The sequence below is a fragment of the Flagellimonas hadalis genome, from assembly GCF_007785775.2.
Classification (GTDB): domain Bacteria; phylum Bacteroidota; class Bacteroidia; order Flavobacteriales; family Flavobacteriaceae; genus Flagellimonas; species Flagellimonas hadalis.
Genome location: NZ_VNIK02000003.1, coordinates 273,292 through 287,705, shown reverse-complemented (window position 1 = coordinate 287,705; position 14,414 = coordinate 273,292). Strand labels below are relative to the sequence as shown.

The window sequence follows — 14,414 nt, the reverse complement described above, 5'->3', positions numbered from 1 at the left end:
AAGTGAAAATAACAACAGCTGAAGAAGCGGTACGTATTGTAAAATCTGGGGACAGGGTTTTTTTCCAAGGAGCGGCCATGACCCCGAACATCATTATTGATGCCCTTTGCGATAGGCACCAGGAGCTCGGGAATGTAGAGATTGTGTCCATACACACCGAAGGGGAGGCCAGATATGCCACAGCTCCGTGCAATACCAGTTTTAAATTGAACAGTTTGTTCGTGGGCGGCAATGTCCGCAAGTTCGTCAATGAGTTCAGGGGTGATTATGTGCCTATTTTTTTGAGTGAGATCCACTTGCTCTTCCGAAGGAAGATCCTTCCCCTGGACGTTGCGTTCATTCAGGTTTCACCGCCCGACAAACATGGATTTTGCTCTTTGGGGGTTTCGGTGGATGTGACCCTGCCAGCCATTGAAATGGCGAAGACGGTTGTGGCGCAGATCAATCCACAGGTGCCAAGGAGCCATGGGGATGGGATCATCCACATCGATAGGATACATTTTGCGGTTGAGGTGGACCAGCCCATCCATGAGCACGAACCCACGGAAATCTCGGAAGTGGAACAACAGATCGGGGGCCATGTGGCCTCTTTGATCGAAGATGGGGCCACCCTCCAAATGGGTATCGGGAACATTCCCAATGCCGTGCTGTCCAATCTGGGCAACCATAAACGATTGGGCATACACACCGAAATGTTCTCCGATGGGGTATTGCCACTCATCCAAAGCGGGGTGATCACCGGAGAGGAAAAAAGGGTGAAACAGGGTAAGGTGGTGAGCTGCTTTGCTGTGGGCTCCCGGGCACTTTATGATTTTATCGACGACAATCCCCTTTGTGACTTTAAAGAAGCGGCCTACACGAACGATACGGCGGTGATCCGGAAAAATCCGAAGGTAACGGCCATCAACAGTGCCATTGAGATAGATATTACCGGACAGGTCTGTGCCGATACCATCGGAAGCAGGCAATTTTCGGGTGTTGGTGGACAAATGGACTTTATAAGGGGAGCTTCCCTTTCCGAAGGGGGCAAACCCATCTTCGCCATGCCTTCCATCACCAACAAAGGGGTTTCAAAAATAGTTCCTTACCTGCAAAAAGGGGCTGGCGTGACCACCACCAGGGCCCACGTGCACTATGTGGCCACGGAACATGGGGTGGTGGACCTGTATGGAAAAAACCTACAGCAACGGGCCAATGCCTTGATCTCCATTGCCCACCCCGATCATAGGGAAGCCTTGCAAAAAATGGCCTATGAAAGGTTCAATGGATAAAGCAAAAAAATATATATGAAAAAGGGGCAACTTTAGTTGCCCCTTTTTTATCCGCTTGCGTAGTACCAATCAATCGTGGAACCTTTAAATCTTAAAGGTTATCACTGGGGTTTTGGAATGATTGGCAATGTCTTCGCCTATGCTGCCCATGAAAAAATGGGATAGCCCCCTTCTGCCATGGGTCGGAATGCCGATGAGATCGGCAGGTATTTTTTCGCTATAGTTGAGCACGCCTTTTTCCACGGTATAATCGTTGTGGATATCGACGCCGAGACCCAATTTGGCATCGTTCAGGAACTTTGAGATCTTGGCATATGCATCATCGGTGCTCAGAAATTCATCGCCTGGAGTATTGATATAGACCAAATGGAACTCTGCATTGAGGAGGTCTGCCATCTCTTTGGCCTTTTTGAGGGCTGTAATGCTCTCTTCCTCAAAATCGCAGGCAAAAACAAAGTTCTTGGCCTTGAAATCCTCTACATCCCCTTTGATGACCAAAACGGGGACATCCGAGGTTCGGATCACGCGCTCTGTGTTGGAGCCGATGAAGATCTCTTGGAGTCCATCAGCGCCGTGGGATCCCATGACAATAAGGTCGGCTTTGTGTTTTTGGGCCACTTCGTTCACTTCACTGAACACCTTGTAATGTTTGATGACAGGGGTTATATTAAGCCCTTTTAAATAGGGTTTCTCCAAGAATTCGGTGAATCTTTTTTCCCCGATTTTGATGAGATGCACCACCTGCTCTTGGGAAATATAGCCCGATTCTGCCATTATCGCAGGGGAAAGTTCCAACATGTGGAGCACCAATAGTTCGGCATTGTGCTGCTTGGCCAGGGAAGCGGCCACCTTGAGGGCCTTTTCGGATTGGTCCGAAAAATCGACGGGTACGATTATACTTTTCATTTTTTTGCTTTTTTAGGTTAAACGGTCATGGAAAATATCCGGGTATCTGGTTGTTTTCGTTGCAATTTCAAGTCGAAGGCCATGCTGATGTTCCTGATGTACGGCCTTCCCTTTTCGGTCACTTTGATGTGGTCCTGTCCCAGTTCCACCAAACCATCGACTTTTAGTTCCGATAAGTTTTCGAGGATGGCGTCAAAATCGACCACCGCAATTTCTTCGGGATTCCATTGGGTGTTGAACTGGCACATGATGTTCAGGATGTGCTGTCTCAAGATCTGGTCTTCAGGGCTCAGGATGTGTCCTTTAAAGATAGGAATAACCCCGTGCGAAACCAAATCTGCATATTCTTCGACACTCTTCACGTTCTGGGCAAATCCATACCAGCTGTCACTGATGCTGGAAACCCCCAGACCGATCATTAGTTTGGTCTTGGAAGGGGTGTATCCCATAAAATTTCTGTGCAGGGTGCCGTTTAGGTAAGCTTTGTACAGGTCGTCGGTTGGGAGAGCGAAATGGTCCATCCCCACATCCTTGTAGCCAAATTGGGACAACATTCGCTTGCCCATTTCATACTGCGCTCTTTTTTCCACAGAGGAGGGCAGGTCGGATTCCTGATAGCCCCTTTGCCCGTTCCCTTTGATCCAAGGAACATGGGCATAACTGTAAAAAGCGATGCGGTCCGGTTTCAGCGCGTTGGTCTTCATAATGGTTTCCTCCACATTGGCACAATCCTGAAAGGGTAGACCATAAATGATGTCGTGCCCTACCGAGGTATAACCGATCTGTCTGGCCCATTCGGTCACATTTTTTACATTTTCAAAGGGCTGTATCCGGTTTATGGCACGCTGCACGGTCAGGTTGTAGTCCTGCACACCAAAACAGACCCTTCTGAACCCTACGTCATAGAGGGCCTGTAGGTGTGCTTTGGTCGTATTGTTGGGATGTCCTTCAAAGCTGAACTCCATTTCTTGGGCTTTTTTGCCCAATCGAAGGACACCTTCCACCAATGTCTTCAGATTTTCGGGGGAGAAAAAAGTAGGGGTGCCTCCTCCCAAATGCAATTCTTTTATCAGAGGTCTGGAACCCAATATATCGCAGTACAGTTCCCATTCCCTCAATACATTGTATATATAAGGAAGTTCCAGTTCGTGTCTCTTGGTGATGCGCTTGTGGCAACCGCAAAAGGTGCAAAGGCTTTCGCAAAAAGGAAGATGGATGTAAATGCTGATCCCTTCATCGGAACTTTCCTGGAAAGCTCTAAGGATACTGGATCTCCATTGTTTTTCCGAAAAGCTGTCCAAGTCCCAATAAGGTACTGTGGGGTAACTGGTGTACCTGGGGCCGGGAACGTTGTATTTTTGAACTAGATGGCACATGGCTGTATTCCTTTAGGTTGTGGGGTCAAAAGTAGTTTTGGGGAACAGCATAAAACATGATAAATGTCATGAACCTTCCAGTGTGGTTCCTTGAAATGGTTCACCAACTTTTTCGAATGGCCCATTTCATCACTCCTGCATGATAAAATTGATAGGAATGCTATATTTTACACTGACAGGCCTGCCGCGTTGCTGCCCCGGCTTCACTTTGGGCAATAGGGACATGATGCGCACGGCCTCTTTTTCGAGCAATCTGTCGGGTCCCCTTTTTTCAATATTGCTTATCCTTCCTTGGGAGTCGATGACGAACTGTACATAGACCCTTCCGGTGATATGCATTTCCAAGGCATCAGGAGGATATTGGAAATTGTCCCTGATATGCTCCTGTACTTTTTGGTTGAAACACTCCTTTCGTTGTTCCTGTGTATCATAGATCTCACACCCAGGGAACACGGGCACATATTCGATGACGGCAAAGGGAACCACGACTTCCTCTTCCACTTCCTCCACTTCCACATCCTCTATCCTCACCATGGCATCTTCAATATAGGTGTCCTGACTACTTTCTGTACTTTCGATCACTGTCTCCTCTACATCTTCCACGTCCTCTACAATCTCGATTACGTCAGGTGCGGTAGGTGGGGGCGGAGGGGGTGTGGTGTGGATGGTCTCGGTCATGGGGACATCTTCCTTGAGTTCGTCCACCACTTGGACCACTTCGATGGCTTTGGATTCTTTTTCGTAGAATTTTACTTCAAGGGATTGCCATGTCACAAACAATACCGAAGTAAGGCCTATCATGAAATAAAGACTGCTATTGCGTCCTATCTCGGCATTTGGGTTCTTTTTTGGTTTCATGACTTTTGCGATTTGACTATGTTAAAGATAGCCTCGTCACGAATCAAAAAACATGATAAATATCAGGTTTACAATTGGTTGTGATGGATTTTATTGGCCAAGGTAGCTTCTGTGGTTTTCCCAGATCAGCGCCGCGGCCCCGCAAATGGCGGCCGTTTTGTCCTCCATGCTGGATAGGAGCAGTTTTACCTTTCCCTTGTACACATCCAGTAAAAAGCCGTTGAAATATTTCTCCAAGGGCGTCATGATCCATTTGCCGCTATTGGTGAGCCCACCCATCAGGATGAAGGCTTCGGGCTGGGTAAAAGCGGTAAAATTGGCCAGTGCCTGGGCCATGATCCTCGCGGTATAGTCAAAGGATTTTAGGGCGATTTCGTCGCCCTCCTCGGCAGCCCTGGTAATGTCCTCCCCATGCAGGTCGTTGTAGGCCACATCCCTGAATCGGCTCTTCACCATGTACTTGCTCTGCATATAGGTAACGGTACGCTTCAGTCCGGTTGCGGAGACATAGGCTTCCAATCCACCCCTTACGCCGAGGCCGGTCAACCGGCCATCGCCCATGGTCATGTCAACGTGCCCCAGTTCGCCCGCAAAGCCATCATAGCCGTCGATGAGACGACCGTTGGCCACAATGCCCGCACCAAAACCTGTGCCCAAGGTGATGACAATGAAGTCGGTCATGTTCTTGGCCCCGCCGAAGAGCATTTCCCCCAACGCGGCGGCACTGGCATCGTTCATGATGCGGATGGGCATGTCCATCCGCTGTTTCAGTTTTTCCACCAAGGGCACACTTCCCTTCCAGATCAGGTTGCTGGCATTCTCAATGGTGCCGTTCTTGCTCGATGCATTTGGTGCCCCGATTCCACACCCGAGGATGTTGACGGGCTTTCCAAAATTGCTGATCATCTCATCCGAAGTGGTCTTTATCTTGTTGAGGTATTCTTCCAAATTGGGAAAGTCCTGGGTCCTGAAGAAGGTTTTTTCGTGGCATACACCGTTTTTGTCCACCAGTCCGATCTTGGTCTTGGTCCCGCCTATGTCCACTCCGATCACTATGTCCATGGTTTATTGGTCTTGTTGTTTTATAAGGGTCTTAAATATAAACAATATGGAACCAAAAAATGGCCTTCCAGATTTTTTAAAAGAGAGAATTTTTACTAATATCACAGAAAGATTGGAAACCTGACCGCTGTCATGTTTTAGGTTATGTTGGGAATCTACTTTTGAAATAGAATCTTTCAAATACATTAAATATATCAGCTATGGGCGGTTTAGATAAAATATTGGTACCTTTTGATTTTTCAGAAGCATCATTGAATGCCTTGGAGTATGTGGCCAACTTTGTGGGAACAGAGCGTTCGGTGGAAATTTTGGCACTCTATGTGAGTACCATGCAAATTGAAGAGGTCGATGAACAAAAATTGGACAGGGATTTTGAAAAGGTCCTGGAATCCCTAAGCGTTAGGCTGAAGAAAGTCCCAAAATTCAAAACGCTCACAGGAAATGTTACCCGCACCATTTTGTCCACCCAGCAAAGCAGTGGCGCGGATTTGATCATGATGGGCACTATGGGGGACAAGGTGACGGATGAGGCCATCACCAACACCTCCAAATTGGTTTTGGATGCCGACTGTCCCGTAATCTCGATCCCCTATGGCTGTCCTATCAAAGAGCCCAAGAACATCGCCCTGGTCATGGGAGGGGAGACCATTGAGGACAAGGAAGTCCTGAAAACTCTGTTGGAAATTGCCCGAACTTTCGATTCCAAAGTCCATGTGTTGACCATTTATAAAGAATCCGTGTACGAAGAAGAAGTGGTAGGGGACAAGACGGACAATTTACTGGAATACTATTTGGAGCACTTCTATGCAGAACATAACTTTAGCAAGAACCAGGATGTGGAAGAAGGTATTTTGGAGTACATCGAAGAGAAAGGCATTGATATGCTGACCATTTTGCCGAGGAACCACACCGAAAGGAGCACTGCATCAGAAGGGCGATTGACAAAACTCTTGACCCTGCATTCCGAAATCCCGGTATTGGCCTTGGATTGATAAAACAACGGCGCAATACCCTTTGTAATCGACAACCATTGTGGACGAAAAGCACAGCTTTAAAATAGAAAGCCTGGGTGAGCCCAGATTCAAATCGCCTTTACAACTTAGTACGGTCAAAGGGGACCGTATTTTCAATTTCATCGGGGAATCGGAAAGACTGGTGTTCAATCCTTCCCTGGAGCACTACAATCATTGCTTTACCACAAGGGACAGCCCCCTTTGTATGGAAAAGGCGGGGCCAAGGCAGGATATTTTTTTCGAGCCCGAAAAGGTCACTGCGGCCATCGTGACCTGTGGTGGTCTTTGCCCTGGAATCAACAATGTGATCCGAGGACTCGTCATGGCACTCCATTATTTCTATGGGGTGAAAAAAATCATAGGCATACCCTATGGGTATGAAGGGCTCAATCCTGCCGCAGGGCATGGGTTTATGGAGCTCACACCCGATAAGGTGAAGGACGTCCATCAGTTTGGGGGAACATTTCTCGGCTCCTCGCGAGGTGCCCAAGAGGTATCGTTGATGGTGGACACCTTGGAGGAAAACCATGTCGATATGCTCTTTGCCATAGGAGGTGATGGAACACTCAAGGGCGTGAATGCCATTGGTGAAGAAATCGCAAAAAGAAAAGCCAAGATCAGTGTGATCGGTATCCCCAAGACCATCGATAACGATATTGACCTGATCGATGAATCTTTCGGTTATGGGACTGCATTTGATGTGGCCAGTTCCATTTTGAAGGATGCGCATAACGAGGCCACGGGGGCTTACAATGGTATTTCCATTATAAAATTGATGGGCCGCGACAGTGGTTTCATAGCGGCTTCGGCAACCTTGGCCATGCCCGTGGTGAACTTTGTGCTGGTGCCCGAAATGGATTTTGAGTTGGAAGGGGAAAACGGCTTCCTCGCAGCACTGGAACAGCGCCTTCAACAGAAAAAGCATGCCGTGATCGTTGTGGCCGAAGGAGCGGGACAGCATTTGTTCAAGGACAGGAAAGGCATCAAGGATGCTTCGGGCAATGTTAAGCATGAGGATATCGGGGTTTTCCTAAAGGAAAAAATTGCGGCACATTTCAAGAATACCCCAATCTCGATAAAATATATCGACCCCAGCTATATCATCAGGTGCGCGCCCGCCAACTCCAGCGATAGTGTGTATTGCAGCAGGTTGGCCTACCATGCCGTCCATGCCGCGATGGCAGGAAAGACCAGGTTGGTGTCCTGTAAGGTGAACAACACCTATGTCTATATTCCCATATCGGAAGTGACCAAACAGCGAAAAAAGATAGATCTGGAAGGGGAATTTTGGTTCTCGGTACTGCAAAGCACGGGCCAGCCTTTTTTCATGTGACAAGTGAAACGATCAAGAACTGATGGTTGTCATATTAAGTTGTCCTTTTAGGACATAGTTTTGAAACAAATCAAATACAATTACCATGGAAATACATGTTCAATATCAGAAAATGAAGACCAGTGAATCGTTGACAGCACTTTTGAACAAAAAACTGGAAGGACTGGAGAAAAAATACAGTTGGTTGATCAAGGCCAATGTCATCTTCAAAATGGAGAACGATAAGGCCGGGGAAGGAAAAGTCTGTGAAATTGAGCTCAGTGCCCCAGGCCCCAGGATATTTGCCAAGTCAAGCACGGACGATTTTGAAAAATCCATGGCCGAGACCGTTGAGGAACTCCGAAGGCAACTTGAAAAAAGACAAGCCACCTTTGCTTCCCATTAAGGGAAAATAAGACCTTTGCTGCGCACGACCTAAAACCTATACCAATGAAACCAAAATTTCTGGCCTTAAGTCTATTGTTGCTCATGGGGTGTTCCACTACAAAATTGGTAGGGACATGGAAAAACCCCGACATCGTTCTTTTCGATGCCAGTCAAGTGCTTGTCGTGGGGATGGCCCAGGACGACAACGTACGGATGGAATTTGAGACCCGTTTTGTGGAAGAATTGAAAAAGCAGGGCGTGGATGGCGTGCGCAGCATCGATGTTTTTGATGTGGAATTCACATCTTCGGAAAGATCGGAGCAAGAGCTGGCCAAAGTGGAAGAGCAATTGCTCGACAAGGATTTTGATGCCATTCTCTTCACCAAGGTAGTGGGCACGGAGAACAGAAAGACCTTAAAGGAGCGAATGAACAACGTAGATAAATTGTTCGTCCGTTTCAGCAACGACTACTTGGAGCACCAAGAAATCTACTACGATCCTTCCTATTACGACAGTTTCAATATATACCACCTAGAGACTTCGCTCTACTGCATCTGTATCGGCAAGGAAAGGGAACTCATCTGGAGGGGTAATGTCGATGTCACTGAGCCTGTCAACATCGAAAAGGCCATGGACACTTACATCAAATTGATCACCAAGGCCATGGGGGAGCAAGAGGTGATTTTCTAGGAAAGACCAATGGCGTCCATGACTCCAAGGAAGTCGAGTAGGATACAAACGGGGATAGCGATCAGGATAACGATCAGCACAAAGACCATGATCCGCAGGAAACCGACCATCAGCCTATTTCCAAAAGAGATTTCTTCAGCCATAATAGTGTAATTTCATTCAATATACGGAATTATCCGTTCAATGGCCATAACATCCTGTGCCATATTCGATTAACGGATGGTTTCAGACTATGTCGTGCAGCAGTGTTATTTTTTTTGATTTTTACCACTCAGCAGTTTGCCCAGTTCCTCCAAACTGATTCCCTTGGTCTCTGGCATCATGAAGGCGACCCATAGCAGTTGCAGTACCATCATAAAGGCAAAAAAGATGAAAATGGGCCATGGGTTGTCCTTGAAAATACCGATTTCCGCATCCAAAAAGGTAGGGGTGAGCAGGGTGATCAGTGCGGCAAACACCCAATGGGTACCCGTCCCCCACGATTGTCCGTAAGAGCGCACCTTGTTGGGAAAAATTTCCGAAATGAACACCCAGATGACCGCTCCCTGCCCAATGGCATGGGAAGCGATAAAGACCAGGATGAAGATCAAGAGCAGCAGGGAACTTGCATTGGAATAGAAGCACCAGCCCACCATGGCCAAACTCAAAATGTAGCCGATGGAACCAATGTACATCAATTGCTTTCGGCCCAATTTATCGATGAGGGCGATGCCCACGAAGGTGAAGATCAAGTTGATCACCCCAATGGAAATGGAGCTGAAAAGGGATTCGCCCGAGGCCAGTCCGGCCCGTTCCAAGATCTCGGGAGCGTAGTAGAGCACAAAATTGATCCCGGAAAGCTGGTTGAAAAAAGCGATCAGAAAAGCAAGGGCCAAGGGTTTGTTGTACTTGCCCGAAAACAGGCTCTCCTTATGCTTTTCGACGGTTTCGTAAAGGGACACTTTGATTTCTGAAAGGTGCAGTGAGGCTTTCTCCTTTTCGATGCCGAGCAGGGTTATGGATCGGATGATTACAGCATCGTCACGATTTTTCAAAAGTAGCCATCGGGGACTGTTCGGTATTTTAAGGACCATGAAGGTGTAGATCAAGGCGGGAAGGCCCTCAATGCCCAACATCCAACGCCAGGCCACTCCCTCATCAAAAAACATTCCGATGAAATAATTGGAAATGAAGGCCACCAGTATCCCAAAAACAATGTTGAACTGGTACATGGCCGTCAACCTACCCCGGGTTGCAGCGGTCGAAATTTCGGAAATATAGACCGGAGCGGCCACGGAGGATGCCCCTACGCCGATTCCACCGATGAACCTGAAAAAGGAAAAACTGTAGGCTTCAGGAGCAAGCGCGGAACCCACTGCCGAGATAAAATACAACACCCCGATCCAGAACAAGGTCTTTTTACGCCCCAATCGGTCGGTGGGAATACCCCCAAAAAGGGATCCCAACACGGTGCCCCAAAGGGCCATGGACATGATGAAGATGCCGTGGAAGGTGAAAATGGAATCGCCCAAGAACCAATTGGTGCCCCATAGTTCCTTGATGGGCTGGTTGGCCCCTGAAATGACCACGGTATCAAATCCAAACAAAAAGCCCGCAAGGGCCGCAGTCAATGAAATCCTGAAAATACGTTTGTCCATGCATGTGAATTTGGTTAAAGCTAACCAAATTTCATTAATGATAGGTGATTCAAGATCAAATCGGTGGCCCCGACATTGGCATTGATGTATTCAGCATTGATCTTGCCCGTTTTTTCACGGAGGGAGGGATTGGTCAAAAAAGTGTCCATCAAAGTGTCAAAACCTATTTGGTCCGAAATGGGGAGAACCCCACCCTTCTCCACAAGGTCCTTGGCTTCCTTGAACTTTTGATAATCAGGCCCGATGATGACGGGAACGCCATATACCGCAGGTTCCAACGTATTGTGCAGCCCCGTGGCGAAGCCTCCACCCACATAGGTCACATCGGCATAGCTGTAAACCTTGGTCAAAAGACCGATGGTGTCCACGATCAGCACATTGAAATCAGTAAGATTTTTTCCGTCCATCTGGCTGAAACGCACCGCTTTTCTTTGCAGCCCCTCCTCAATTTTCTGGACATGGGCAGGTTTGATCTCATGCGGGGCAAAAACAAACTTTGTTTCCCCATCGGCGGAACGGTTGATGTGCCGTATCAAAATTTCCTCGTCCTCGGGCCACGTGCTGCCCGCCACCAAACACAATCGACCATCTTTGAAACGCTCCATGAAATCCAACCGATTGTCCTGCTTCAGGATTTTGGAGACCCTGTCGAATCGGGTGTCACCGCTGATGGTCACATTGGAAAACCCGATGGATTCCAGCAATTCCCTCGAATTAATGTCCTGGACAAAAAAGTGGGCAAATGTTCTTAGGCTTTTCCGCATAAAACCTCCGAAAACTTTAAAATAAATCTGCCTTTTGGAGAATAGGGCCGATACCAAAAAGGTGGGGACGTTTCGTTTTTTCAGTTCTGAAAGATAGTTGGGCCAGATTTCATATTTCACGAAAATGGCAAGTTCAGGATCGGTCCTTTCCAGAAAACGCTTGGCATTGGATAGGGTGTCCATGGGCAGATAGACCACTACATCGGCTGCTGTCGTGTTCTTTTTCACCTCATATCCCGAAGGGGAAAAGAAGGTGAGTACAATCTGGTGTTCGGGATAGTTGTGTCTCAATCCTTCCAAAATGGGGAGGCCCTGTTCGTATTCCCCCAATGAGGCCACGTGCATCCAGATGGTTTTTTTGCTCCCTGAAAGCTTTTCTTCAAGCAGGGGAAAAGTGTTTTTTCTTCCAGAGACAAATAAATGGATCTTGGGCCGGAACAGTGCGATCACTTTTAGACCGAACCAGGCCAAGGATATCAGAATGTTATAGAAAAAGCGCAAAGGCATCATTTTTTGCTAAAATACATTCTTTCGGGAAGAGCACATTATGGCATCTTAATTTCTTAATTTTGGAGCATAATCTATTTGGATGAAAAAAATACAGATGGTTGACCTAAAAGGTCAGTATGAGGACATCAAAAAAGAGGTCAACGATTCCATAGCCGAAATCTTGGATTCTTCGGCGTTCATCAACGGGCCACACGTCCATGCCTTCCAGAAGGAACTGGAAGCCTATTTAGGGGTAAAGCATGTGATTCCCTGTGCCAATGGCACTGATGCCCTTCAGATTTGCATGATGGGCTTGGGTTTGCAGCCCGGTGATGAGGTCATCACTGCGGATTTTACCTTCGCGGCCACCGTGGAAGTGATTGCGCTCCTGAACTTGGTTCCAGTGCTGGTGGATGTGGAACCGGATACCTTCAACATAGACATCAAAGCCATTGAAAAAGCGATAACGCCCAAGACGAAGGCCATTGTGCCGGTGCACCTGTTCGGGCAGTGCGCCAATATGGACGAGATCATGGAGTTGGCGGGAAAGCATAATCTATATGTTATTGAGGACAATGCGCAGGCCATTGGGGCCACGTATTCGTCCAAGAACGGCAAAAAACAACAGGCCGGGACCATGGGGCATGTGGCATCCACATCCTTCTTCCCTTCCAAAAACTTGGGATGCTACGGGGATGGCGGGGCCATTTTCACCAATGATGATGATTTGGCGCATATCATCCGGGGTATGGTCAACCATGGCATGTACAAAAGATACTATCACGATGTGGTCGGGGTGAATTCCCGTTTGGATTCCATTCAGGCCGCGGTACTCCGCGCGAAACTTCCCCACTTGGATACCTATAACCGGAAACGTGCCGAATCGGCAGCCAAATACTCTAGGGCCTTTGAAGGGCAAGAACATATTGTGGTGCCAAAGATTGTAGGGGACAGCCATGTGTTCCATCAGTACACTTTGAAAATAACAAATGGCAAGCGGGATGCGCTGGTGCAGCACTTGAACGATAACGGTGTGCCCTGTGGAGTGTATTATCCAGTGCCCTTGCACCGTCAAAAGGCGTATCTGGACAGTAGGTACAACGAGGCCGATTTCCCGGTCACCAATCAATTGGTGGAAGAGGTGATCTCCTTGCCCATGCATACCGAACTCGACGATGAACAGATCCAGTTCATCACAAAATTGGTCATTGACTTCGTAAACAAATAAGCATGAAAATATTGGTAACAGGGGGGCTGGGCTACATTGGTTCCCATACGGTGGTGGAATTGCAAAATGAGGGTTTTGAGGTGGTCATCATCGATAATCTGTCCAATTCCTCCATTGCTGTTTTGGATGGCATTGTGGGAATAACCGGAAAGCGCCCCATTTTTGAGGAGTTCGATCTTAGGGACAAGACCAAGGTCCAAGATTTCTTTGCCAGGCATTCGGATGTTGGTGGCGTTATCCATTTTGCCGCTTCAAAGGCCGTCGGAGAAAGCGTGGAAAAACCATTGCTTTACTATGAGAACAATTTGGGAGTGTTGGTCTACATCCTTCAGGAATTGGAGAAAAAGAAAGGAGCCAGTTTCATATTCAGTTCATCCTGTACGGTGTATGGCCAGGCAGATGAGCTGCCCATTACCGAGAACGCCCCTGTAAAACCAGCGGAATCACCCTACGGAAATACCAAACAGGTGGGGGAGGAGATCATTCGGGATACCTGTAAGGTCACACCGAACCTCAAGGCCATAGCCCTGCGATACTTTAACCCGATTGGGGCCCATCCATCGGTCAAAATAGGCGAATTGCCCCTTGGTGTTCCACAAAATCTGGTGCCCTTCATTACCCAAACTGGGATTGGTTTGAGGGAACGGTTATCGGTATTTGGGGACGATTACCCTACCGAAGATGGCACCTGCATCAGGGACTACATCCACGTGGTGGATCTGGCAAAGGCGCACGTAAAGGCATTGCAGCGTCTGCTACAAAACGAGAACAGCAGTAATTATGAAGTATTCAATCTGGGTACGGGCAAAGGAAGTTCTGTCTTGGAGGTGATACACAGCTTTGAGCGGGTTTCTGGAAAAAAACTCAACTATAAAATAGTCGATAGAAGGGAGGGCGATGTGATACAGGCTTATGCGGACACCAAAAAGGCCAACGAGGTGCTGGGCTGGAAGTCCAAATCCACCTTGGATGAATCCCTGAAATCAGCTTGGGACTGGGAACAAAAGGTGAGAATGTCCCATACCAAATCCTAAAAAGGGTGTTTGGACGTACATAAGATATGCTGTCCAATTATAACAATAGCCTGGAATTGCTGGAGACGGTTCAAAAAGAGCAGCTCTACAATGAATTGCTTATCCAATTGAGAAAGGATTTTGAACTGGCCAATGTCCCGATTAAACTTTCCATGGATGTGAACCCATCAGAACTGAAGAGCCTGCTCCACGAAAAAATTTATTTTCTCATCGTGGAACGGTTCCATGATTACCTCAACCTGTTGTATGTTGTGGACATTTCCGAACAACAAGTAAAAAAAATCGTCCCGTCCGATGCCGTGGACATTTCGGCAGAGGTGTCCTTTTTATTGTTGAAACGTGAATGGCAAAAGGTATGGTACCGATCTAAATACAGCACCTGACCTT

At 47.6% G+C, this 14,414-nt stretch carries 15 protein-coding genes; 8 read left to right on the top strand and 7 right to left on the bottom strand.

Annotated elements, in window-relative coordinates; genetic code table 11:
- Nucleotides 1-2 precede the first annotated feature (2 nt).
- A complete protein-coding gene (locus tag FOT42_RS07500) occupies nt 3-1,271 on the top strand; it encodes an acetyl-CoA hydrolase/transferase family protein (protein WP_151889949.1) in 1,269 nt (422 codons plus the stop codon).
- Nucleotides 1,272-1,355: 84 nt separating this feature from the next.
- Here the strand turns inward: FOT42_RS07500 and FOT42_RS07495 are convergent, their stop codons facing one another.
- The 4 genes from FOT42_RS07495 to FOT42_RS07480 form a co-directional block, all read right to left on the bottom strand.
- Nucleotides 1,356-2,177: a universal stress protein gene (locus FOT42_RS07495; protein WP_151889948.1), complete on the bottom strand. Its 822-nt coding sequence runs from the start codon at nt 2,175-2,177 to the stop codon at nt 1,356-1,358.
- A 17-nt stretch (nt 2,178-2,194) separates the two neighbouring features.
- The gene (hemN, locus tag FOT42_RS07490; protein ID WP_151889947.1) at nt 2,195-3,553 is read right to left on the bottom strand and encodes an oxygen-independent coproporphyrinogen III oxidase; all 1,359 of its coding nucleotides are present in this window, start codon (nt 3,551-3,553) and stop codon (nt 2,195-2,197) included.
- A gap of 129 nt (nt 3,554-3,682) precedes the next feature.
- Nucleotides 3,683-4,411: an energy transducer TonB gene (locus FOT42_RS07485; RefSeq protein WP_151889946.1), complete on the bottom strand. Its 729-nt coding sequence runs from the start codon at nt 4,409-4,411 to the stop codon at nt 3,683-3,685.
- A gap of 90 nt (nt 4,412-4,501) precedes the next feature.
- Nucleotides 4,502-5,473: an ROK family protein gene (locus FOT42_RS07480; protein WP_151889945.1), complete on the bottom strand. Its 972-nt coding sequence runs from the start codon at nt 5,471-5,473 to the stop codon at nt 4,502-4,504.
- 200 nt (nt 5,474-5,673) lie between these two features.
- On the opposite strand from FOT42_RS07480, the gene FOT42_RS07475 reads away from it, so the two are divergent.
- The 4 genes from FOT42_RS07475 to FOT42_RS07460 all read left to right on the top strand — a co-directional run bounded on the left by FOT42_RS07475 (nt 5,674) and on the right by FOT42_RS07460 (nt 8,875).
- A complete protein-coding gene (locus tag FOT42_RS07475; RefSeq protein ID WP_151889944.1) occupies nt 5,674-6,465 on the top strand; it encodes a universal stress protein in 792 nt (263 codons plus the stop codon).
- 40 nt (nt 6,466-6,505) lie between these two features.
- Nucleotides 6,506-7,819 carry an ATP-dependent 6-phosphofructokinase gene (locus FOT42_RS07470; protein ID WP_151889943.1) on the top strand — a complete coding sequence of 438 codons (1,314 nt, stop codon included), beginning with the start codon at nt 6,506-6,508 and terminating at the stop codon, nt 7,817-7,819.
- A gap of 85 nt (nt 7,820-7,904) precedes the next feature.
- Complete coding sequence (locus FOT42_RS07465) at nt 7,905-8,204, top strand: HPF/RaiA family ribosome-associated protein (RefSeq protein ID WP_151889942.1); 300 nt, start codon at nt 7,905-7,907, stop codon at nt 8,202-8,204.
- A 44-nt stretch (nt 8,205-8,248) separates the two neighbouring features.
- Complete coding sequence (locus FOT42_RS07460; protein ID WP_151889941.1) at nt 8,249-8,875, top strand: hypothetical protein; 627 nt, start codon at nt 8,249-8,251, stop codon at nt 8,873-8,875.
- On the opposite strand, the gene FOT42_RS18055 is transcribed toward FOT42_RS07460, so the two are convergent.
- The 3 genes from FOT42_RS18055 to FOT42_RS07450 form a co-directional block, all read right to left on the bottom strand.
- Nucleotides 8,872-9,018, bottom strand: a complete 147-nt coding sequence (locus tag FOT42_RS18055; protein WP_177190036.1) for a hypothetical protein — start codon at nt 9,016-9,018, stop codon at nt 8,872-8,874. The genes FOT42_RS07460 and FOT42_RS18055 overlap by 4 nt on opposite strands.
- A 105-nt stretch (nt 9,019-9,123) precedes the next feature.
- A complete protein-coding gene (locus FOT42_RS07455; protein WP_151889940.1) occupies nt 9,124-10,512 on the bottom strand; it encodes a sugar porter family MFS transporter in 1,389 nt (462 codons plus the stop codon).
- 20 nt (nt 10,513-10,532) lie between these two features.
- Complete coding sequence (locus tag FOT42_RS07450) at nt 10,533-11,786, bottom strand: 3-deoxy-D-manno-octulosonic acid transferase (RefSeq protein WP_313788421.1); 1,254 nt, start codon at nt 11,784-11,786, stop codon at nt 10,533-10,535.
- 79 nt (nt 11,787-11,865) lie between these two features.
- Here FOT42_RS07450 and FOT42_RS07445 point away from each other — a divergent pair, with 79 nt between their 5' ends.
- The 3 genes from FOT42_RS07445 to FOT42_RS07435 are packed head-to-tail and all read left to right on the top strand — an operon-like array spanning nt 11,866 to nt 14,410.
- On the top strand, nt 11,866-12,993 hold the full coding sequence (locus tag FOT42_RS07445; protein ID WP_151889939.1) for a DegT/DnrJ/EryC1/StrS family aminotransferase: 1,128 nt from the start codon (nt 11,866-11,868) through the stop codon (nt 12,991-12,993).
- Nucleotides 12,994-12,995: 2 nt separating this feature from the next.
- Nucleotides 12,996-14,027, top strand: coding sequence for a UDP-glucose 4-epimerase GalE (gene galE / locus FOT42_RS07440; RefSeq protein ID WP_151889938.1), 1,032 nt, complete (start codon nt 12,996-12,998; stop codon nt 14,025-14,027).
- A 26-nt stretch (nt 14,028-14,053) separates the two neighbouring features.
- Nucleotides 14,054-14,410: a hypothetical protein gene (locus FOT42_RS07435; protein WP_151889937.1), complete on the top strand. Its 357-nt coding sequence runs from the start codon at nt 14,054-14,056 to the stop codon at nt 14,408-14,410.
- Nucleotides 14,411-14,414 lie beyond the last annotated feature (4 nt).